At 67.6% G+C, this 21,583-nt stretch carries 17 protein-coding genes; 10 read left to right on the top strand and 7 right to left on the bottom strand.

Features of this window, described 5'->3' with window-relative positions; all coding sequences use genetic code 11:
• Positions 1-257: 257 nt before the first annotated feature.
• The 5 genes from FZ046_RS13750 (at position 258) to FZ046_RS27425 (ending at position 3,475) form a co-directional block, all read left to right on the top strand.
• Complete coding sequence (locus FZ046_RS13750; protein WP_070355873.1) at positions 258-1,835, top strand: ParB/RepB/Spo0J family partition protein; 1,578 nt, start codon at positions 258-260, stop codon at positions 1,833-1,835.
• 275 nt (positions 1,836-2,110) lie between these two features.
• Positions 2,111-2,359, top strand: a complete 249-nt coding sequence (gene nrdH, locus FZ046_RS13745) for a glutaredoxin-like protein NrdH (protein ID WP_070355874.1) — start codon at positions 2,111-2,113, stop codon at positions 2,357-2,359.
• Positions 2,360-2,373: 14 nt separating this feature from the next.
• Positions 2,374-2,640 (top strand): hypothetical protein, encoded by a 267-nt coding sequence (locus FZ046_RS13740; RefSeq protein WP_070355875.1) that lies wholly within the window; start codon positions 2,374-2,376, stop codon positions 2,638-2,640.
• A gap of 299 nt (positions 2,641-2,939) precedes the next feature.
• On the top strand, positions 2,940-3,305 hold the full coding sequence (locus FZ046_RS13730) for a hypothetical protein (protein WP_070355876.1): 366 nt from the start codon (positions 2,940-2,942) through the stop codon (positions 3,303-3,305).
• A gap of 20 nt (positions 3,306-3,325) precedes the next feature.
• The gene (locus FZ046_RS27425) at positions 3,326-3,475 is read left to right on the top strand and encodes a hypothetical protein (protein ID WP_170292435.1); all 150 of its coding nucleotides are present in this window, start codon (positions 3,326-3,328) and stop codon (positions 3,473-3,475) included.
• Between the two features lie 84 nt (positions 3,476-3,559).
• Here FZ046_RS27425 and FZ046_RS13725 read toward each other — a convergent pair whose 3' ends face one another.
• Both FZ046_RS13725 and FZ046_RS13720 read right to left on the bottom strand, forming a co-directional pair.
• The gene (locus tag FZ046_RS13725; protein WP_070355877.1) at positions 3,560-4,063 is read right to left on the bottom strand and encodes a hypothetical protein; all 504 of its coding nucleotides are present in this window, start codon (positions 4,061-4,063) and stop codon (positions 3,560-3,562) included.
• A 310-nt stretch (positions 4,064-4,373) separates the two neighbouring features.
• On the bottom strand, positions 4,374-4,868 hold the full coding sequence (locus tag FZ046_RS13720; RefSeq protein WP_070355878.1) for a hypothetical protein: 495 nt from the start codon (positions 4,866-4,868) through the stop codon (positions 4,374-4,376).
• Between the two features lie 334 nt (positions 4,869-5,202).
• Between FZ046_RS13720 and mobF the strand changes: the two genes are divergently transcribed.
• Entirely contained in the window at positions 5,203-11,049 is a 5,847-nt protein-coding gene (mobF, locus tag FZ046_RS13715; protein ID WP_070355879.1) for a MobF family relaxase, read from the top strand.
• Positions 11,050-11,109: 60 nt separating this feature from the next.
• Here the strand turns inward: mobF and FZ046_RS28320 are convergent, their stop codons facing one another.
• A complete protein-coding gene (locus FZ046_RS28320) occupies positions 11,110-11,202 on the bottom strand; it encodes a hypothetical protein (RefSeq protein WP_083298553.1) in 93 nt (30 codons plus the stop codon).
• 250 nt (positions 11,203-11,452) lie between these two features.
• On the opposite strand from FZ046_RS28320, the gene FZ046_RS13705 reads away from it, so the two are divergent.
• Positions 11,453-11,659, top strand: coding sequence for a hypothetical protein (locus FZ046_RS13705; RefSeq protein ID WP_070355880.1), 207 nt, complete (start codon positions 11,453-11,455; stop codon positions 11,657-11,659).
• 214 nt (positions 11,660-11,873) lie between these two features.
• On the opposite strand, the gene FZ046_RS13700 is transcribed toward FZ046_RS13705, so the two are convergent.
• Both FZ046_RS13700 and FZ046_RS13695 read right to left on the bottom strand, forming a co-directional pair.
• A complete protein-coding gene (locus tag FZ046_RS13700) occupies positions 11,874-13,625 on the bottom strand; it encodes an ATP-dependent helicase (RefSeq protein ID WP_070355881.1) in 1,752 nt (583 codons plus the stop codon).
• A complete protein-coding gene (locus FZ046_RS13695; protein WP_070355882.1) occupies positions 13,622-15,352 on the bottom strand; it encodes an ATP-dependent nuclease in 1,731 nt (576 codons plus the stop codon). Before FZ046_RS13695 ends, FZ046_RS13700 begins: the two co-directional genes overlap by 4 nt.
• A gap of 441 nt (positions 15,353-15,793) precedes the next feature.
• Between FZ046_RS13695 and FZ046_RS27420 the strand changes: the two genes are divergently transcribed.
• Entirely contained in the window at positions 15,794-16,147 is a 354-nt protein-coding gene (locus FZ046_RS27420; RefSeq protein ID WP_070355883.1) for a hypothetical protein, read from the top strand.
• Positions 16,148-16,309: 162 nt separating this feature from the next.
• Here FZ046_RS27420 and FZ046_RS13685 read toward each other — a convergent pair whose 3' ends face one another.
• Entirely contained in the window at positions 16,310-18,802 is a 2,493-nt protein-coding gene (locus tag FZ046_RS13685; protein ID WP_149484260.1) for an EspK C-terminal domain-containing protein, read from the bottom strand.
• A complete protein-coding gene (locus tag FZ046_RS13680) occupies positions 18,802-19,389 on the bottom strand; it encodes a hypothetical protein (protein WP_083298614.1) in 588 nt (195 codons plus the stop codon). The genes FZ046_RS13685 and FZ046_RS13680 overlap by 1 nt, the downstream gene beginning before the upstream one ends.
• A gap of 244 nt (positions 19,390-19,633) precedes the next feature.
• Here FZ046_RS13680 and FZ046_RS28165 point away from each other — a divergent pair, with 244 nt between their 5' ends.
• Entirely contained in the window at positions 19,634-19,918 is a 285-nt protein-coding gene (locus tag FZ046_RS28165; RefSeq protein ID WP_281288462.1) for a hypothetical protein, read from the top strand.
• Between the two features lie 1,008 nt (positions 19,919-20,926).
• Positions 20,927-21,583 (top strand): nucleotide-binding protein, encoded by a 657-nt coding sequence (locus FZ046_RS13670; protein ID WP_070356239.1) that lies wholly within the window; start codon positions 20,927-20,929, stop codon positions 21,581-21,583.

The following is a 21,583-nucleotide window of genomic DNA, read 5'->3' as shown; positions in this document are numbered from 1 at the left end:
CCAAACACAGCGAAGCTGGCGTTGGCTAGGGACCTCTGCGACAGCAGTGAAGTGTCACCATAACGGTGGAGTCCACGCCCATGCCGTAGCTCATCACAACTGTTGTGCCGCGGTCAGTCTCGGTGATGCCGGGGAGCTGGTCGAGGCTTGTGCTCATCGGGAATCGACCCTTCTCGCTTTCAAATGGTGTTGCCTATAGGCTACACGCGGCGTAGCCTATAGGCAACACGTTCGACAATCCGAGAAAGGAACCCCCGATGACCACCATCGCCACCCCCGAGCTGCTTCACCTGTCGCCCAACGACATTGAGATCGAAGAGAACGTTCGCCTGGACCCCCGTTTGGACCGCGACTTCCTGGCCTCCATCGAGGAGCACGGAGTCATGGTTCCCGTGCTTGCGGTGCGGATCGACGGTCATGACAACCCCCTTGTGCGCGAGGGACAGCGCCGCATCCAGGCCGCCCGCCAGGCCGGGTTGACCTCGGTGCCGGTGTACGTTCGCACCGTCGATGGCACCGAGACCGCCGTTCGCGCCCAGCGCGTCATCGAGCAGATCGTCACCAACGACCGCCGCCTGCCCCTCACCGACGCCGAGCGGGCCCGTGGGATCAACCAGCTGCTGCTCGACGGGGTGTCACCGACGAAGGTGGCCAAGGGACTGTCCACCACCAAGGAGGCGGTCGCCGCAGCTAAGGTGGCCATCGAATCCGAGAAGGCGATGAGCGCTCTGGATACCGGGCAGCTCAACCTGATCGAAGCCACCAGCTTCGTGGAGTTCGACGGTGACGACGAGGCCCAGGCCGAGCTGATCAAGGTCGCCGGCACCGACCAGTTCGCGCACCGTGTCGCCCAACTGCGCGCCGACCGCGAGGAACGCGCCCGCTACGCCGAAGCTGCCGAAGGGTACGCCGCGAAGGGGTACACGGTTCTCGACAATCGTCCCGGTTGGTACGACAAGGCCCATATTTCGGCGCAGAACCTCAAGGACGCCTCCGGGGCCCCTCTGACCGACGAGGCCATTGCCGCAATGGAACCCCGCCACTGGGCGGTCTGGCTCGAAATCGCCGAAGTCTACGTGGACGCCGACACCGGCACGGTCGTCGACGAGTACGAGATCGACTTCGACACCGAGGACGACCCGGACCTCGAACCCGGCGAGGGCCTGCGGCACTTCTGCACGGTCCGCGAGGGGACGGTGTTCGAGCCGAAGTACTTCTGCACGGATCTGGCCGGTGCCGGTGTCACCATGCCGGACTGGCTGGCCCGCCAGCACGGCGTCGACCTCGACCAGCTCGCCAACGCGAACGACCCCGATGGCGCCATCGCGCGGGAACGGGCTCGCGAGGAAGCGGCAGAGAAGGAACGCGCCGAACGTCGCAAGCTGATCGCATTGAACAAGCTGGGCGAAGCGGCCGCGGTGGTGCGCCGGGAATGGGTGCGCGACAAGCTGCTGGCCCGAAAGACCGCCCCGAAGGGGGCGGCCATGTATCTCGCGGATGCGTTGGTGAATCGGGCAGATCTGTTCAACGACTACCACGGCCAGAAACTCGCTCCCGAGCTGCTCGGCCTGTCCGACAACGAGACGCCCAAGATGGCGGTCGCCAAACTCTCCGCCACCGGCGATGCCCGCGCGCTGGTGATCATGCTCGGGATGGTGCTCGCGACCATCGAAGCCCGCACCGGCAAGGACGCCTGGCGAGGACCCCAGGACATCACCAAGAGCTACCTGCGGTTCCTGGAGGAGAACGGCTACCCGCTCAGCGACATCGAGCAGGTGATCCTCGGAAAGCGCAAAGCCGACAGCGTGTACCGGCAGGCTTGCACAGAGGACTAGCGGCCCCGCCCAAGTGGCCCCGTGGAGTAGCGCTCCGCGGGGCCACTTCGGTGTCGCCGGGATGAAAAGACGCCGAGAAAATGGAATGGCGGAAATGCTTCCTAGTGCGACTTCAAGGGATTTCCTAGTGCCATTATCGGCCCGAAACATAACCGCAGATAGCCGCCATAATTGCATGCGTGGAATATGGCTATATCCGTTGCCAAATTGCCTGTCCGCAATTAATATAAAAGGTACATCAGCACCCCAAAAAACTCGCGAATTCAGGAGTTGAAATGACCACCGCAGCCACCGTCACCGTCTACACCAAGCCCGCCTGCGCTCAGTGCAACGCCACCTACAAGGCGCTCGACAAGCAGGGCATCTCCTACGAGGTCGTCGACATCAGCACCAACCCCGAAGCCCGCGACTTCGTGATGGCCCTCGGCTATCTGCAAGCCCCCGTGGTGGTGGCCAGAAACGACCACTGGTCGGGTTTCCGGCCCGACCGCATCAAGTCACTGCCGGTGCACGCGGCCGCCTGACGGGAACGCCAACCATGACCCACACCACCACCATCGCCGACCCGCACGAGCCCGACGCCATGCCGTTGTGGGAGTCGTTCGACCACGCCACCGCAGAGAACGCCTACGCCGCCGCGCGTGACCACATCGCAGCCGCGCAGCCCGACGACCGGATCGTCGACCAAGGCAGCGGCGTGTACGCGGTCCTGTCCGGTGCCGACCTCGGAGCCGCACAGGTCGCGACCATCGTCATCTCGCCCGACGACGAGACCCCCGCCGCACCCACGACCGACACTCACTGAAGGAGCCCCCATTTACACGCTGACCATCGACGAGGGCGGCCGCGACGTGAGCACCCCGCACGACACCCCAGAAGCCGCCCAGGCCGCTCTGCACGCGTACCTGGTGCTGTCGGACTACTACCACCGCCCCACTCAGCTCAGCGCCGCCCACGCGGCGTACGAACTGATCTCACTCGCCCAGGGGCAGCCGCGTCGTCGGCGTGGCCACCATCGAGCCCTACACCGAACTCGGGGCGCGCCGTGACCTACGGGCCGTCTTCGCCACAGTCGGGACCACGCACGCCCTCGCGTCCTAACCGATGCCGTACTACCTCACCAGCGTGGCCGAGCTGCCCTACCCGCACACCATGGGCGAGCGGCCCCATCCGGACGGCACACGGTCCAACTGCCCCCTCGCTCTTGAGGTTGTCATCCGCACCCTCGGACACCACCCTGGCCGGGACGGCTACCGCGCGCTGTTCGCTCGCGAGGACATCGCCGTGCGCCGCCGCAGCTGCGACGTCCACTCGGGAGACTGGACCGTCGCGCTGCCCGCCGTCACGGCCTTCCTCGAGCCGTTCCCCGTCAGCGCCGACACCGCGACCATCGCCAGCGCGGCACGCAGTCACCGGTCGTTCGCGTCGCTCGACCCGGCGGATCGCCGGCGCTGGCGCTGGCGCTGCTGAGCTACAGCGACTCGCTGCGCGTGTACGTCAACGGCCAGGGCGAGCGCGAAACGATCGGCCAGCACCGCATCTGCTGGGCCCGCACCGCCGGCATCGCGGCCGTGCCCGTGTGGTTCGACGCCACCACCGTGGCCCCGCCATGCGACGCGACGCTCCTGCAGCGCGGCTAAGCGGCCACAGGCAACACTCCACGTCGCCCGCCGACGCGCATCCTCTGGCCCCGTCATCGGGCGATGCGACACCGCTTTGCGGATTCACCACAGCGTGGGTTGATCACCCAACAGCGCGGCTTGCACCGCAGCGGCATCCCAACCGTGGCGCACGGCCTCGCGCAGCGCCACCGACCGTTCACGCCGTACGCCACGACTGTCGATGCGTCGCAGCGCATATCGACCGCCGCCGCGCCGCATCCGCGCCATGCGCTCCATGTTGTCGCCCTGGGACCCCGAAACGACGTGCTGGTGTGGGTCTGTTGCATCAGCGATCTTGACGCACACCGGGTTGTCGCATTCGTGCAGACCGAGGACGCCCGCGGGCACCACCCCGGACACGATCGCCAACGCGTAGCGATGCGGCCGCACGCACAGCCCCGACCCCGCTCGGGTGAGGTAGAACCGGCCGTAGCCATCGGCGCCGATGGCACCGGTCCAGATGTCGCAGTCCGACACCGCGGGACCGCACACCACATGCCGGTGAAAGCGCGCGATCTCCGAGGCGTGCACCCGCCGATCCACGGTCAGCTCCCCCGCACTCCTCATAGTCGGTGAACCTAACCGCCGACACCGACGTTCGACGCGGCCCGCACCATCGTGCGCCGCACTCCGCCGAAAGCCCCGGCAGACCCCACCGGTGTCGGCGCGGTCGCGGGCCGGCGAGTGCGGCACGGCGGCGCGACGACCCGCGAGCCCTTCAGGCATGCGGGAGGGCGCGAAACCCAATCAACCGCAGCGCCACCGCGACGGCCGCGACCGCTGTGCTGCAGTGCGACGCCGCAGCACAGCACCGAACGCGCGCTCGCTGTCGGGTTCACGGTCTGCCGCGCCTGCCATCGGCGGAGCCGGAGAACTGTCACGCGGAGGCCGCTCCGGCCGGCGGCTCGCCCGTGTCCGGGCCGACCGCGGCACCCGCCGCCGCCTCACCGGTTGCAGGACCATCGGCACCTAGTGCATGCGAACCGTTCCGCGGCAGCGGCTTTCCCGCCTGCGGCGCGCGCCGTGCCATCGCGCGCACGGCTCCGATAGCAACACCGTGATTGGTCGCGATCGTCGTCAGCGTCTCACCCCGCTCACGCATCCGTTCGATCGCCGCGCCAGCCGCCGTTCGCTCGTCGCCCACCCGCTTGGCCTCTTCGCGCTCCAGCTGCGCGTCGGCCTGCGCGCGCAGCTCCGCGCGCCGGGCCTTCTTCCACTCGCCGATCGCGTCGAGTTTGTCGAGCGCGTGCAGCAGGATCGTGGCGTCCTTGATGTTCGCCCTGTCGCGTGCCGCACGCTCCTCGTTGGCGCGCCGAGCCGCTTCCACGGCCCGGCGCCGGGCCTCCGCCCTGGATGATCTCGCTGCCGTCATGGTCGAGGACCCTAGAAGCGTTCGGGCCGAGCAGGCCACCACCACAGCCACATTCGTCGTCCACCAATGTTTCCGCCACCCTCCCGCCGCTCTCCTGTCGCTTCACCGTCGCCACCCTCAACCCACCGTGACCTCGCCTCACCCGCCAACCGCCGCACCCACAGCAAGCCCCCCTCCTCGCACCCCCGTTTACAGCCCACCGACGAAGCACACACCTCTTGCACTCAGGAAAAGCTCCCGTCTAAGAGTTTTCTAAGAACCCCCGGTTTGGTGGTGGCTTCGCCGGGCGTGCGGTTCGTAGCGTGCGGCCCATGCGGACCCGTGCGTGCGCGTCATGGTGATGACGCTGCACAAGCTGACCGCCGGGGACGGATACCTGTACCTGGTGCGGCAGGTCGCTGCCGCCGACAGCACCGAGCGGGGCCGCTCCACGCTGGCCGACTACTACTCGGCCAAGGGCGAGTCACCGGGCCGATGGATGGGCCGCGGCCTGGCCGCACTGTCGGACACCGGGCGCTGCGAGGTGAGTCCGCAAGCCCGCGAGGAGCTTTGGACAGTCGATGAGGGGTCGGGTGTCAGCGAAGCGCAGATGCGCAACCTCTACGGGGTGGGGTTGCACCCCAACGCCGATGCCATCTCCACCTACGCCAACGGGCGCGGAGCGGGCCCCGAACGGGCCGCCGGTCGCCTCGGCCGAAAGTTCCGCGTCGTCGACGGCGAACCCGAGTTCGCCCGACGACTGGCGGTGGCGTTCCGCGACCACAACGCCGACACCGGCGCGCACTGGAACGCCGCGATCGACCCCGAGATCCGCGCGCAGATCCGCACCCGTGTGGCGTTGGAACTGTTCTCCGAGGAGTACGGCCGCCTACCGTCCGACGATCGGGAACTGTCGGGATTCATCGCCCGCAATACGCGCGCGGCCACCACCGCCGTCGCCGGCTACGACCTGACGTTCTCACCGGTGAAATCGGTGTCGGCGCTGTGGGCCATCGCCCCGCTGTCGGTGTCCGAACAGATCGAAGCAGCCCACGACGCCGCGGTGGCCGACGTGCTGGAGTGGCTGCAGGATCAAGCCACGTTCACCCGCACGGGCGCAGGGGGTATCGCCCAGGTCGATACCGAGGGCCTGATCGCGGCGGCGTTCACCCATCGCGATTCGCGTGCCGGTGATCCCGATCTGCACACCCACGTGGCGATCTCCAACAAGGTCTCCTACGTGGACGCCAACGGCGTGCGCCGGTGGCTCGCGCTGGACGGTCAGCCGCTGCACCGGGTGACGGTGGCGGCCTCGGAGTTGTACAACACTCGGCTCGAAGCGCACATGATCGAGCGCCTCGGGGTGGCGTTCGTCGAGCAGTCCCGCGGGCGGGGAAAACGACCGGTCCGCGAAGTCGACGGAATGTCGGCGGAGTTGATGGCGCGGTGGTCGAGCCGGCGCGTGGCGATCGAGGCGCGTACCGCCGAATTGGCCAAGGCGTTTCAGGCCGCTCACGGACGCGAACCGACCAACACCGAGATCATCGCGCTGGCCCAACAGGCGACACTGGAATCGCGTGAAGCCAAGCACGAGCCGCGCTCGCTGGCCGAGCAGCGCCACGTGTGGCGCACGCAGGCCGTGGAGGTCCTGGGGCGCGATGGCGTGCACACCATGCTGGCCGGTGTTCTGGCCGGTCCCCACCGCTCCCGGAGCGCACCCGTCGTCGACCGGGAATGGATCGTGTCGCGTGCTGGCGAACTCATCGCCACGGTGTCGGAATCACGGTCCACCTGGCAGCCGCATCACGTGCGCGCCGAGGCGCTGCGCATCGCACGCAACCACGGGGTGGGGCACGATGTCGCACTGGTCGACCGTCTCACCGAAATCGCTCTCGGGGACGGCTTCTCGTTGCCGCACGCGCGGGTCGCCGACGCCGAGCTCGATGAGCCTGTCGCATTGCGTCGCCGCGACGGCGCCAGCGTCTATTCCCGCCACGGCGTGCAGCTCTACACCAACCGCGAAACACTGGCCGCCGAGCGCCGCATTCTGGACGCGGTGCACCGCTGGGACGGCCGCGCCGCCACGCCCGCCGATGTGGAACTGGCGCTCGCGGATTCGGCGGCACGCGGGCGCACACTCAACCCCGGCCAGACCGCCCTGGTGTCGGAGATGGCGACCTCGGGGCGCCGTGTCGCACTCGCGCTGGCGCCCGCCGGAACGGGCAAGACCACCGCCATGGCCGCCCTGGCCCACGCGTGGCGCAGCTCGGGCGGCCACGTCATCGGTTTGGCCCCCACCGCCGACGCGGCGATCGTGCTCGGGCAGGACCTCGGAGCCACCACCGACACCCTCGACAAGTACGTCTTCTCCGCCGACCCGGACAAGGCCGCAGCCTTCGGTGTTCCCGACTGGTTCGACGAGGTAGGGCCTGACACGCTCATCGTCGTCGACGAGGCCGGAAAGGCCGCCACCACAGGCCTGGACGCGATGATCACCGACGCGCTGCGCAAGGGCGCCAGCGTGCGCCTAGTCGGTGACGACGGCCAGCTGTCGTCCATCTCGGCCGGCGGTGTCCTGCGCGACATCGCCGAGGCCACCGACGCGTTGACCCTCAGTGAGGTAGTGCGGTTCAAGTCACCGGCAGAAGCCGCCGCCGGGCTCGCGCTGCACGACGCCGATCCGGCGGGCATCGGCTTCTACATCGACCACCACCGCGTGCACGTCGGAACCGACGAGACCGCCGCCGACATGGCCTACCGGGCGTGGCGCGCCGACCTCGCCGCCGGCGCCGACAGCATCCTGCTCGCCCCCACCAACGACGTCATCAACGCGCTCAACGCCCGCGCTCGTGACGACCGGTTGGCCGCCGATCCCGAGGCCGCGCGGGCGGCCACCGTGGTGCTGGCCGACCAGCTGCACGCCAGCGTCGGAGACACCATCCGCACCCGCAAGAACGCGCGGTGGATTCGCATCGGGCGCAACGACTTCGTGCGCAACGGCTACCGCTACACCATCACCGAGATCCTCGCCGAAGGCGGCGTGAAAGCCCGCCAGCTGCGCAGCGGCCACATCGTGACGCTGCCCGCCGACTACATCGCCGAACACGTCACGCTCGGCTACGCGGCCACCATCGACTCCGCCCAGGGCTTGACCGCCGGTGGGCGCGACACCACGGGCACCTGCCACATCGTGGGCTCGGACATGCTTACCCGCCAGCACCTCTACGTCGCGATGACCCGTGCGACCGACGAGAACCACCTGTACCTGTCGACCGCCGAAGGCGATCCGCACCGGCTGCTGTCCCCCAAGGCCACCCACCCCGACACCGCCGTCGACGTCCTGACCCGCACGCTGGCCCGCGACGGCGCCCAGGTGTCGGCCACCACCGAAGCCCGCCGCGCCGAAGACCCCGCGGCCCGGCTGCAGGCCGCCGCCGACATGTTCTACGACGCCCTCGGCGTGGCCGCGGAAAGCCAGCTGGGCGCCGGGGCGCGCGACCGGTTGGACGCCATCGCCGACGAGGTGATCCCCCGTCTGAGCGAGCGCGACGCCTGGCCCGTGCTGCGCCGCAACCTGTCGGTGCTGGCGCTCGGGGGTGCCGATCCCCGCGCGCTGCTGGTCGAGGCGCTGGCCAAGGGCAGCGTAGATGACGCCGCCGATCCCGCCGCGGTCCTCGATCACCGCATCGACCCCGCCGGCACACACTCCGCCGGCATCGGTGTGCTGCGCTGGCTTCCCGCCGTCCCGCAGGCACTGGCCGACGACCCGACCTGGGGTGCCTACCTGGCCCGGCGCGAGCAGCTGGTCGAGGGCCTGGCTGACCAGATCCGCGAGCGTGCACGGGCCTGGACCAACGGCACCGCCCCCGCGTGGGCGCGGCCCCTGATCACCGTGAACCCCGCCCTTACGGCCGAAATCGCCGTGTTCCGGGCCGCGGTGGGGGTGGAGGACGCCGACACCCGTCTCACCGGAGCGCGGCAGTACCCCGTGCGGACCCGCGCCGTGCAGGGCACCCTGCAGCGCTACGCCGCTGCCGATATCGAACGGCGCAGTGCCGACACAACGCGCTGGAACGAAGTCATCGACGCGATCGACCCACGAGTGCGCTCGGATGCCTACTGGCCGCAGCTGGCCGCCCAGCTCGCCCAGGCCACGCGCACCACCCCCGACCTGCGGCAGATCATCACCACCGCCGCGCGTCAGGGACCGCTGCCCGACGAGCTGCCCGCCGCAGCACTGTGGTGGCGCATCGCCGGAGCCCTCTCCCCGACCGCCACGCTGGCCACCACCCACTCACGTCTGCGGCCCGCCTGGATCGTCGACGTCGACGCGGTGTTCGGGTCGGCGCTGACCGAGACCATCACCTCCGATCCGGCCTGGCCGGGGCTGGTCGCCGCCATCAGCGCCGCCGACCCGAGCAAGTGGACACCGCGCGATCTCCTCCACGTCGCCGCCGAGCATCTCGCCGACGCCGCCGACGCCGACCACCCCATCCCCCCCGGCGACTACGCACGGCTGATCACCTACACCGTCGACGCCTTCACCCACCGACTGCACGCGCGGTTCGGCATCGACGACGCCGACCTTCCCACCCCCGAGGAGGCACCACCGCACCCCGACGAGGAAGCGCTGTTCCCGCCCGACCCGGACAGCCCCTACCCCGACCTCGAGGAACCGTCACCGTTCGACGACTACTTCGACACCGCGGCCCCCGACGACTGGCTCGAACACGGGCCAGATGAATTCGAAGGACTGCAATTCGAGGATTTCACAGCAAATCGCCCCGCACCGGATTTGGGCATCACCATGGAATTGGTCAATGAATTGCAACAGGAATACCGCGACGTCAGCGACAAGCTGAAAAAACTCAGCGCGGACATTCGCGCCGGAAACGGTCCGGCCATGCGCGCAGCGGCCGACGAGCTGCTCCGGATGCGCCACCAGGTCGACGCCGATCGGCCGCACGCCCTCGCCCTGGCCGCGGTCATCGAGCAGTGGGCCGACGCCGACGCCGCCTACAACGACATGCTGCGCATGGTCGACCACGCCCGTCACCGGCTCGACCTTCTGCGGGCCGACCCCGACGCCGACGAACTCGACCTCATCTCAGCCCGTCAAGACGTCACCTTCTACACCGGCCTGCTACCCGAGCAGCCGCCGGCTCTGCGGTTCCAGCAGGCCCTGGCCGACGCGCAGGCCGCGCGCACCGCGGCCGCGGGCGGTGCTGAGATCGTCACCGAACACGACATCCAGGCCACGCGCGGCGACGCCGAGCGCGAGGACCTGGCCGCCCGTGCGCAGCTGCGCGACCGCCGCCAGGAACTGCGCCGCGAACTCGGACGCGCGGAGCGCGATGTCGCCACCGCCTTCGCCACTGCCCAAACCGCGACCTCCGAGACGCTGGAGCAGCTGCTGGAATCGGCGCGTGCCGAGGTGGCGCTGCTGCAAGTGGCCGGCGACGTCAACCTCACCCGCACACCCCTGGACATTCCCGCGGCCGCCGTGGCCGCACATGAGCCGTACACCGCGGATCAGCTCAAAGCCCTGGCCGCACAACCGTTCCGGCTCAGTGTCGTGGCAGCCGACGTCACTGACCGTGACACCGCCGCGGCGCTCTACACACTGCGCAGCACAGCGAACGCCGCCGACCGCAAGGTGCTCTGGCTCTCTGCAACCGACACCGCGTCGGCAGCCGCCCGCGACGCCGAACTCGCCGACACCATCACCACGGTCACCCATGCTCATCAGCAAGTCGGCAACCACCATTGGGCGTTACCGCCGGGAGCCATCGTGGTCATCGACGACCCCGCGGCCGCCGAGCCGGACCAGCTCGTCGACATCGCACGCCACGCCGCGACCGCGGACGCCCGCGTGATCCTCCTGTACCCCCGGACCACCCGCGGGCCCAGCGAGTCGGCGGTGCGGCTGCTCTCCCAATCCCTACCCTGGCACACGACCCTCACCGTCGCGCCCACCGAGCCCACGGACCCGCTGCTGGAGCCGGTGCCCGCGGTCGCCCTGGCCGACCGCCTCGGCCGCACCCACCTCGGCGAATCGTGGCGGCACGTGCTCACCCAGTACGACGGCGCGGCGCGCGCCGCGCGCGCGGCCCATCGCCGCCACCTCGCCTTGGGATGGCGGAAGTCTCAACCGGAACTCGACAACCCGGAGCACACACTGGGCGCCGGCATCGACGACTAGATCGAAGCGTCAACGGCTTGAGAGGAGGCAGTCGCGTAAGGACATACAGGGGTCAACGTGCTACCGGATTGCTGAGTCCAACTGCCGCAACAGCGTGGCGAAGTCGGCGAATTCCCAGTGCTCCGCCAGCCGGTCATCCTGAATTCGATACATCTGAAATGCCGGCGCATCGACGGCGCGGCCGGTGGCAGCGATGCATGGAAGTGACCAGGGGCTTTGGGGTCAGTAGGCTCACCGAGCGCCACCCAAGGGGGCCGCCCCCGCGTCGTTTAGCTCGCCCGAGTAGGCAGCCGCATCAGTGTCAGCCGACGTCTATCCGAGAGCCGTTCGCGCTTGACCGGCTGAGTGTCGGCGGGCCGTGCGATCGTGACGCATGTCAGTTTGACCGCGAGGAGATGGCTTAATGGAGCAAAAGTACACTCTTGAAGGTGCGTGGACCGGCTGGGACGGCAACACAATCGTCGAAATGACGGACGGCTCGAAGTGGAAGCAGGAGGAGTACCACTACGAGTACCGCTACGCCTACCGACCGAAGGCCCATTTTAACACTCGGGACAACAAGTTGATGGTTGAGGGGATGCGCAGGGCTGTAAGGGTGCGCCGACTGTAGCCGGAGCCGCCGGCGGGTACGCGGTGCCGACCGGCTCATCGGCTCACCGGCGCAGGCATGTTGGCCGTGCGTCATCCGCCATGCTGTACCGGCTCGCCCAACGGCAGACCGGTGCGACCGGACGCGCTACAGAGCGCTGGCGGATGAAGGCCATCACCGCCGAGTACTCCGCATAAGGTGAGCCGACCTGAGCTCCGGGTCTCAGGGCTAGGGGTTAGAGCATGCCGATCTCGCGCAGGAAACGGCTCGCCCCTTTGCGATTGACGCCCCAGTTGACCTCAACGAATCCGGAGTAGTAGAGGTGCACTTCGTCGCGGGCGCGGGTCAGGGAGACGTAGAATTTGCGTCGCTCCTCGGCGAGTTCGGCGGGGGTCGTGGCGGCGAAGAACGGAATGCGATCCTCGTCGAGCCCCAGGATGAACACCACGTCGAATTCCAGGCCCTTGCTTGACGTCATGGTGGTGACCTCCACGCGGCCGGTCTTTCGGGCGCGCTCGGCCAGCCCCGCAGCGGTCAGCCCGGACAGTCCCCCGGTGGTTAGTGCGGTACGCATCGCCGCGATCTGCACCGCGTCGTCGCCGAGTTCGGGTCGCTGCAGCACCGCGTCCAGGCCGGTGGCAAGCACGTCGTCGAGGAAGCGGCGCGCGGGCGCGTCGCCGCGGTCGCGATAGCTCAGCAGCAGGGCGGTAAGCCGAGCGTCATGCTCGCGGTCGCGGCCGGAACCGTACAGCGATCGCCACTGGCGCAGCAGCGATCCGAGCCGGTAGTCGCTGGTTTCGCGGCCGCTGCAGGCCCAAGCCGCGCAGCCCTCGACGAGGACGGTGGCGCTGGTGTGACGGTAATCGTTGGTGTTGCGGAAGAACGCGGGAATTCCGACATCGGCCAGCGCCTGGACCACGGTCAGGCACAGGTCGTTGGTGCTGGCGATGACCGCGATCTGGTGCAGCGGTGTCCCGGCCCGGCGGATGACCGTCACGCGATGGGCGGCGTGGGCACACTGGTCCGCGAACCCGCCGGGGCACTTGTCGAGGGTGACCGCGCCGCCGCCGCGATGCGCGTCGACCGGTGCGGCGCCGTGCTTCACGCCGCGGGCGATGCGGATGATCTCCTCCCCGCACCGGTAGTTGCGGCGCAAAGTGATCGGGGTGACGTCAGGCCGCTGGGACAGCTCAATCAGCAGCTCGGGGCGGGTACCGGTGAACGCGTAGACGGCCTGGTCGGGGTCTCCGACAGCGAACAGCTGCGACCCGGCGCCGTCGCCGAGGCACAGGGACCGCACGACGCGGTCCAGGCCGGGCGCCAGATCCTGGTACTCGTCGACGTAGATGTTGGGGTACTGGGCCGACAGGACCCGGCGGATGAGCGGGTGGGCTTCGACGAACTGCACGCCGACTTCGATAATCTCGTCGAAGTCGATCAAGTCGAAGGCGTGCAGACGCTGACGGTACCCCTCGCCGGCGGCGACGATCGCGGCCCCGGATCGGGCCCACGCCTCGGGTGAGGAGAGCCGTTTGAAGTGGTGCTCTACGGTCGAGCGGATCAGCCGCCGATCGGCGGGTCCGGCGGCGGTGATCGCATCGTTGAGGGCGCGTTTGCGCTGCGCGTCGGTGGCGATGGACATCCGCGCGAGTTCGGGGCGTCGGGCGTATCCGGCGAAGGGCAACACGATGCGGTTGAGCACGAAACTGTGCACGGTGCCGACGAACGCGGCGCCGCGGCGCTCGACGCTGAGCCCGCGCAGCCGATCGCGGAGTTCGCCGGCCGCCGGGTTGGTCATGGTGACGCACGCCGCGCCTTGCGGGTCGGGGATGGCGTTGGTCAGGTCGAGCGCGACGCGGGTGGTGAGCAGCTTGGTCTTTCCGCTGCCCGGCGGCGCCAACACGACGCAGTGCCCGACCGTGGTCAGCGCCGCCCACTGCTCGGGGTTGTCGCGCAGTTCGTCGACCGACGCCGACAGCGGCTTCACGGTGCAGCGAGGTAGGTCAAGGCCGCGGCGACGTAGGGCGGCGGTTGCACAGCTGCGAGGGCGAGGCGTTGGGCATAGCGGCCCTTGCCTCCAGCGTTGGTCACGATCTTCATGAAGTCGTCGTGTCCGGGCTCCTCCGTATCCCAGCCCTCAATGACCTTCTGCGACGGTGCCTTACACAGCCCCTTCAACGTGTCATAGCAGGTCCGCTTATTTGCCGCCAGGCCCACCATGTCGTACTCAAAGGTGGTGTCCCCAAGAAAGATCCCATTTGTCACCGGATCACCCTCGCGGCCCAGCTCGGCGACCAATGCGGCGGCGCGTGCAGCCCCAGTAGGCGTGGCGCCGGGATCGCCGTCGGTTAACACGGCCCAGCGGATACCTAGCGCTTCGCAGAACGCGACATACGATCCGAAGTGGGTGCCGTGGATGGCGCACACCGTGATGCCGAGCTTGTCAAGGTCCAATTTCAGCTGCGCAGCCAAAACGGGCACCATCACCTCCTCGGCGAAGCCCTCGACGAGCAGCACCGCCCGCGCGAAGACCATCTCGGCGCGGGTGGCGTCCAGGTAGCGGCCGATGTCGGCCCACTCGTCGGCGTCTAGTGCCGCGTCGTGCGCGGTGCACGCAGTGGTGGCACGCGCGGTTTCGTCGGTGCGCAACACCACCAGGCTGCGCGGATCGGCGACGCTGGCGACGTGGGGCGATTGCGTGGTGACCATCACCGTCTGGGTGGCACCGGCCTGTGCGAGCAGCCGCCGGAAAATCAGACGCTGCAGATGTGGATGCAGGTGTGCCTCGGGTTCCTCAATGGCCACCACGACGTGGGCGATGTCGGAGTCGGCCATCCGGCCCTGCAACCCCAGTTCCAGCAACGCCAGGTACAGCACGTTCAACGTGCCGAGGCTGGCACTGGCGAGGTGCCGGTGGGCGTCGCCCTCGACGAACAGTCGCATGGACCGGATGATGCGGACCGGATCATCTGGTGCCACCGCCAATTCGGTCTCCATGGCCTGTGCGGGGCCGATCATCTCGGTCAGCCGCGTCGAGATCGCCACACTCAGCGCGGTGATCTCCGGCAGCCCGTTGAGGCTGTCGTTGGCCGACTTCAAGGCTTCTCGCACCGCGACCAATTCGGACTCATCGGTGTTACGGGAGGCCCGTTCCAGCAACGCCCGCAGCGGGGACCGTCGCCAGCTGCGGATGTCCTCTTCGACGTCGCGCAGCGCCCCCATGGTGTGCAAGTAGATGTAACTGCGTGCCGCCGCCGATACCGCCTTGCCGTCCGCGAGCGCGCCGCCCCACAGCTGCCCGCGGTACCGCGGCGGCGTGGTCGGGCCCGCGCCGACACCACCAGCGTCAATCGGCGCGAAGCGATAAGTCAGCCGCGCTCTCATCGGGTCCACAGGGAGCAACGCGTCGGCCAGGGCCGCCACCAGACGTTCGTCGTCGGTGAAGTCCTCCAGGTCGAGCGATACTTCGATGACCTCACCGGCGACCATCGGATTCCAGTCCGCACTGCCGTCAGACAGTCCGTCCCAGAAGTCCTCGCGAGTAAGCTGCTGATCGGCGTAGGACATTTGCGGATCAAGTACCAGCCGCACTGCGTGCATGAGGTTCGACTTGCCGGCCCGGTTCTCGCCCACGATCACCGTGCCGGGAACCAACGCCAGATCCAGATTGGCCAGATTGCGGAAATTCTGGACCCGCAAACGAGTGATGCGCATCAGCCGCAGACTCCAGCGCTTCGTCCCTGATTGCACGAGGCACCTACCCACATCACGCTCCACCTCTCTCTACTGCGATCCGCCGAGCCCGACGGCTCCTGGCCGGCGCGTTACCCGTCTGAGTATCGCGTAGAGACCGACTGGCTTCGGTCTCCCGCGCGGATGTCGTCGTCGCGCCGCGCGGTTTCGCACGGGGGTCGTGCCGTCGCGCGATGCCGCTGCTCCCCTCGCGTCCTTGCGATTCACGGGGTAGTCAGGACACAAAGGATGATCCCGACGGGCACGATGGGTATCCAGGTCGGACCGAACGACCACAGGCAGGTCGAAGACTTCCTATCGCGCGGTCACGCCGGGCACGGACTCCGTCATCTTGGACGTCAAGGCCGCGCGTCATCAGACGGCCGCGGCACCGGCCGCCGTCGACGCCGCACGAATCGTGTCATGGGCGATGTCGAACAGTCACTCGGCCTGCTCCGCGAATATAGCGAGCTGCTGTACCCCAAGATGGTGTTCGAGCACCGACGGTGCGGAGAGCGCGGCGCGCCAATGCTGTTGCGCAGTAACGATATCGCAATTGGGAGCGCTTGGCCGGGTGAAGAGAAGGTATCGGCCGCCCTCGGTGTAGTCGGCCTCTCGCCAATCGGGGTCACGCCCCGGTATCCAGATCTGCGGCGGTGCCTTCAGCGTCGTGCGATCCTAACTCAGACCGGCGTGGACAAAGACGCGTTCGCGCACAACATCTTCAGCGTTGCACCGATCGTCTCCAGCCGCTCGGCGTACCCGAGCAGCGGATAGCTCGGTGGTGCCGAGGCGTCACCCCAGCGACCGTCCCCAGTGGGCACGTGAAACTCGCGCACCCACAGCGATGCTTGGTAGATGGTGTTGGCCAACTCGGCGTGGCCAGCGCTTCAGCTCGACCCTCCAGGCTGCGCCGTCCACGTCCTCTGGTTTGCGTCGTCATCGAGGAGCCTCGTATTGGAGGTCCTCTTCAACGCTGACCAGAGCCTTGACGATCACGTCGCGCAGGTGAGGGAGTGCCCCGGTAGCGGCCGCGGCGTAACACATGTCGGGCAGCGGCAGCGGGCGCCGGGCCCACCCGCCGATGTGTTCGGCGGTACGCGCTACCAGCCAATGTGCTCGGTACAGGACCCGCTCCTGCAGGGTGTCGGCAGGATCGGCGATGGAGCCGTTGACGAACCCCGGCCGGAAGATCGACGTGGTGGCGTTGAAGCTCTTGGCTTCGGCGTCGTATTCCGCCCACTGCTGCACCGTGGGTTCGCGGTCAGCGCCCCTGGCCATCCAGACCCGGCGAATCGCGTCGTGGATGCCGTCGTCGAGCGCCTGAGCCTGAGTGGTCGCCAAATGGACCAGCGATGCGCTCACCCCCTGAACGATGCGGTCTTGAAAGATCGGGTCGGCCGTCATGACGCGCAGCAGCCGTGGGTACACGTCAGGCCACAGCGCCGCCAGGCGGTGCTCGTGCATGTCGTCCAAGACCGGTGCGGGGATCTCGACGCCCTCCTGCCGCCACGGGTTGGTCTGGCGCGTGCAGGAGGGCGGGTGTTCAATTCCGGCATCCCGCAGCACGTTCACCACGCTCGTCGTCGCGGCCGCGACCAGCCGCCAGCCCGTTTCCGCTCGCAGCTTCGCGTACTCGATGAGCACCCGCGCCGGGTCGCCCCACCCGAACCAGAGTTGCCGAAAATGGTCGTCCACCAACGGATCTGTGGACAGCACCCGCACGGAGCGCGGAATGAACACACCCGCCGGGATGTAGCTTGCTCCGTCGTTGGAGGTGGTGACGGTTTCCGTGCCGCTCGGTGAGCGGAAGACTCCTACCGCCCATTCAATCGGGTACTCGATCTCTTGAGCCGCGTGCTGAAGCTTGTACGCCAACTCCTTGGCGGCCGCCGCGTCGGCCGACTCGCGGCGCTCCTGGGCGGCCGCAAGCTGGCCCGCAGCAACGACGCTGGCCGGGATCAGTGTCGGGCTCGCCGCCGCACCCGCTCCGGACGGGGCGACGGGCGCCGCCGGAGCGTTCGTCGAGCCCACAGTGCCCGCCGGCATGGTCGGCGCAGCCGGTGGAACGGCCGCGGCTGGCGGCCCCATCGAACCGGGCGGCAGCATCATCGGCGCACCCCCACCGGCCCCCACACCCGCACCGGTGGGCGCGGCAGCAGGGGCAGCCGGGGCCACCGCACCGGGCTGCGCGGCGGCCGGCGAGACGCCCCCGCCGGGGGCGGCCGCGGCCGGTGCCGCATGCACACCACCGCCCGCTGACAGGGCCGACGATGGACTCGCCGGAGCCGGCGGCGGCGCAGGCGGTATCCCGCCGCCCATGCCCGCCGTCGCCGCCGCTCCCTGATTGAACGCAGACAACGGCGACACGGATGATTCCGCGCCCGTAGATGATCCCCGAACGCCGCCAGCAGTCAACAATCCGCTTCCGGCGCCGGGCATTTGACCCAAACCGCTACTCAGCGGATTAAAGCCCGCCCCCGACATACCGCCGCTTCCCAGACCACCGGGAATCTTCGGAATCCCGCCACCGGAACCCAACCCACCGCCACCACTGCCCAACCCGCCCATTGACGGCGCACCGCCGCCGAGCGGCGACGCCGCCGCCGGCCGCGGCGCAGGAGTCATCCCCGGCTGAGTGACCGGACTCGACGCCGCGAGTCCCTCATCGCCAACACCCGCTTTGCCCGTCCCCGCGTCGACGCCAGGGGACACCCCCGGTTGCGTGACGGAGGTACCGGCTTTGTCTGTTGGCGCGTCTGGTGTCGCTGGAGCGTCACTCCCCTCTTGAAGGGGCGTCCTCTTGGGGATGTCTTCAGCGTCCTGAAGCGGTGTCTTCTTAGGGTTGTCTACTTGCTCGATTCCCGGTGACGGATTATCCAGGGGTTGTACGGGTGGGCTGGCAGGGACATCGCCCCATCTCGTCAAAAGGTCTAGGGCTCTCACGTTTTCGCTGCTTGTCTTGAATGAGGTGTGCGCGGCCATAGCGGCCGCCACGCCTGCCTCGGTCTGATACCTGGCGATGCCGTGATACTGAGCCACGAGCGCTTCCGCTTCGCCGGGCAGCTCCGCCGCGGCGATCTTGGGATCAGCCTCCCGGATCAGCTGCTCCTGACCGGCACGTGTGTCACGCAACACGGTGGCGATGTCGGCGCACTTGTTGGCCACCTTGTCGTGCCACTCGGCGATCGTCTTGGCCTCCTCGGCCAACACCGCACCTGCCCGGTGCGCCTCGTCGAAGCCCCGAGAATCGGCGGCATCGCGGAACGCCGCGTTGTCGACGACGATCTTCTGGTGGATGCCGTCCCACGTCGTCGCGCCGGCCCTGTAGGCCTGCTCCTGGGCGTCCCAGTGCGAAGCGTCGGGCGGTTCCATGTCCGGTGTGACGATCAACCGCCCATACGAGCCCGCTGACCCTCCAGTGGCGGGCATCAGGAGAGCCCGCATTTCGCGTCGATCACGTCGACGAGATCGTTGCCGCGCGTGATGGCCGCATTAGACGCATCCCAGTCCCTCACGTTGACTCCGTGCATGGCGTCAATCTGAGATGCCATCCAGTCCGAGACGGGTTTGCGGATATCGCTCGGTGTCGCCGGGCTGAGTTGTGTTCGGAGAAAGGTCATCTGAGTGGCCGTCGTACGCTTTTCGACCGTTCGCGCTTCGTCGGTTTCCGGACTGGATCTGCCCGTCGTTGCAGCGATTGATGCGCGCTGTTTTCCGGCCGAGGTGATGGTCCGGGCCGCCTGATCCCACGCCGAACACGTGGCGTTCTTCGCAGCCGCGATTTCGGTGCTGCTGTAGGTGGCCGGCCGGGGCTCGACGACATTGACCGCGTGCTGGACGGGGGCGATGGGGCGCACCAGCGCCAGGCCGGTGATCACCAATGCAGCAGCAGCGAGCACCAGGGCTGTTGCCGCGACGCCCACCTCGGCCCGGTGGGGCCGCCGAAACCCCGTCGTCATGAACACGACGGTAGGCGAGAAGCTGACACGAGGCCACCAGGACAGCCAACTTGCCATGTGACGTTTCCTCAGCTCATGGAACAGCATAGGCAAATCGAGCAATTTAACGGACTATGCATCGCCGTGTCCAAAATGACTGAATTCAGACAATCCGTCCTAGGTGGAGGACCCGGATGGCTCTGCACGCTCACTCGCGTATCGGAACATCTTGCTCGGCCCTTGACCGTGGCTGCAAGCGGGTCGCCGATATGGTGGGTTGGCTACCCGCGTGGAAGCGACCGATCTGACCTATCCTCGGAAGGTGACGGAAGAGAACAGCGATACCCGAGGTAATTGGGTCTCCCACCACCCACCGCTACGTCAGAGGCCCGACCGTGGTGTGCCGGATGATTGCCATGAGCCGTCTCCCGAGGACGACTGGCCCACTGGTGATCTCGACGACTGGCCCTTCGATGATACATCCGTTGACGTTGGGCGTCTTCGCGAATTGCTGATGAAATCGGAAGCCGACATTGCCGCCGGTCGCACGTTCGGCGAAGACGAGATACGCGCCCTTTATGGCCTACCTCGACGAGGCGCAAACTGACCAGGCACGGAAGGTCGCATAACCCTCAGGCCCGCCACACAAGCGGCGACGACAACTGCGCTACCAATTAGGCCCGAGGAACACCCGACCTGTGTCAGACCGGATTAGCACGGACATGATTCATGGGTGCGAGGGACGCATCCGAATGGAACTGTGACGGGCGCGTGTGACAACACCGGGCGGCGGACCGACCGCGTCTACCCTGAAACGCGTGACGGGCGAAGGTGGTGAAAGCGGGTCAGCGCCGTCTGTGCCGACGTCTTCGCGCCCAGATGACGTCGATGGCGGCTACACCCTGCTAGCCACGGAGTTCAACACCGACGAATTCAGCGACGAACGACGAGCCGCGCGAGATGGCTACGTGCATCGGACTGACGGAGCGTAGAGAGCCGCAAGGCACTGAACCGCCAGGGCGCTTCGCGGCTAGCGAAAGTCCTTTCTGGCGCTTTACCCCCAGGTGCGACCGATGGGTTCAACGGTGCCAGGTCGAGGACTGGGGGCTTCGGCGGCAATCGCCCTTCTCACTCGGTCCCGTGACCCCTCGTAGGCACTGATAGGAAACTTCACTGCGAAGTAGTCAGTAAGTTAGTAGGACAGTAGGTCAGTACATACGGCTCAACGCAGTCCGCTGTGGACTGGCTGCGGCCAAACCCTCCAGGAGGCCTGTCGCTCCGGCGCCTTCGTCGACAGCCGCGGCTGTGATGCGTCCGAGTGCTTCATCGGCTAGCGGAGCAACCTCCAACATGAGATCGGCGAGGGCCTCGCCAGCCGCTGCGTTGAACGGGTTGGCCAGCAGAGTGCGGCAGTTCAATCGAACTTGCGCAACGAACGCAACCACCGTCGCCAAGTCATTCTCCATAGCAACAAACTAACAGAACACTCCGTATTTCAGTAGATACTGACTTACTGATTCTGGTCGAAGTTGCTTGTGGCGCTGGCCCCAGTGGCGCTGGCGTTTCTATAGTGATCGCTGAATGAAAGGCATTCCGCTACTAACGAATCGACCCCATGTCACCTCCGCTCACACTTGTTGTGGCCAACCTCAAAGGCGGATCAACCAAAACAACGACCGCCGCATTTGTCATGCACGCAATGACCGAAACTGGACTGTCCGTACTGGGTGTCGACGCCGACGGGGAGAACGAATCTCTGCTCACATGGTCAGATGTCGGGGCGTGGTCCCTGCCCGTAATCGGGATGCCTGTGACCGACTTGCACCGAAAGTTGCCGGGAATCGTCGGCGAACGCTACGACGCCGTGGTGATCGATACACCGCCGATGACGGAACGTCGCGGAGTGGTCGCATCTGCCATCCGGCTCGCAACCCACGTCCTGGTGCCGCTGGCGCCGACCGGGATGGAGTACGCACGACTAGCGGCAATCCGGGAAGTAGTCGAAGACGCCGCCACCTTGTCTCCAGCTGACCCGCCTCAGCTAGCCGTCGTGCTGACCCGCACTGTTCCCCGTGCCGCGAGTACCGAGGTGTACCGCCAAATGCTAATCGACGACGGAGTACGTGTTCTGGGCCCCACAGTCGGCCGCCTGGAACGCTACGCACAGGCATTCGGACTTCCAATTATCAACGCCGCGGCCACCGCGTATGGCGACATCGCGGCCGAGTTGGTGGGCGGCGATGCGAACCGTACTGAAATACTGACATGCTGA

The organism is Mycolicibacterium grossiae (assembly GCF_008329645.1).
Classification (GTDB): Bacteria; Actinomycetota; Actinomycetes; order Mycobacteriales; family Mycobacteriaceae; genus Mycobacterium; species Mycobacterium grossiae.
The sequence above is the reverse complement of the archived record's forward strand: the minus strand, read 5'-3'. Positions and strand labels throughout refer to the sequence as shown.

Coding starts and splice junctions, on each gene's coding strand:
- FZ046_RS13750 (WP_070355873.1), top strand. CDS start 258: ATGACCACCATCGCCACCCCCGAGCTGCTTCACCTGTCGCCCAACGAC.
- nrdH (WP_070355874.1), top strand. CDS start 2,111: ATGACCACCGCAGCCACCGTCACCGTCTACACCAAGCCCGCCTGCGCT.
- FZ046_RS13740 (WP_070355875.1), top strand. CDS start 2,374: ATGACCCACACCACCACCATCGCCGACCCGCACGAGCCCGACGCCATG.
- FZ046_RS13730 (WP_070355876.1), top strand. CDS start 2,940: ATGCCGTACTACCTCACCAGCGTGGCCGAGCTGCCCTACCCGCACACC.
- FZ046_RS13725 (WP_070355877.1), bottom strand. CDS start 4,063: ATGAGGAGTGCGGGGGAGCTGACCGTGGATCGGCGGGTGCACGCCTCG.
- FZ046_RS13720 (WP_070355878.1), bottom strand. CDS start 4,868: ATGACGGCAGCGAGATCATCCAGGGCGGAGGCCCGGCGCCGGGCCGTG.
- mobF (WP_070355879.1), top strand. CDS start 5,203: ATGGTGATGACGCTGCACAAGCTGACCGCCGGGGACGGATACCTGTAC.
- FZ046_RS28320 (WP_083298553.1), bottom strand. CDS start 11,202: ATGTATCGAATTCAGGATGACCGGCTGGCGGAGCACTGGGAATTCGCC.
- FZ046_RS13705 (WP_070355880.1), top strand. CDS start 11,453: ATGGAGCAAAAGTACACTCTTGAAGGTGCGTGGACCGGCTGGGACGGC.
- FZ046_RS13695 (WP_070355882.1), bottom strand. CDS start 15,352: ATGCGCATCACTCGTTTGCGGGTCCAGAATTTCCGCAATCTGGCCAAT.
- FZ046_RS27420 (WP_070355883.1), top strand. CDS start 15,794: ATGGGCGATGTCGAACAGTCACTCGGCCTGCTCCGCGAATATAGCGAG.
- FZ046_RS13685 (WP_149484260.1), bottom strand. CDS start 18,802: ATGCCCGCCACTGGAGGGTCAGCGGGCTCGTATGGGCGGTTGATCGTC.
- FZ046_RS13680 (WP_083298614.1), bottom strand. CDS start 19,389: ATGGCAAGTTGGCTGTCCTGGTGGCCTCGTGTCAGCTTCTCGCCTACC.
- FZ046_RS13670 (WP_070356239.1), top strand. CDS start 20,927: ATGTCACCTCCGCTCACACTTGTTGTGGCCAACCTCAAAGGCGGATCA.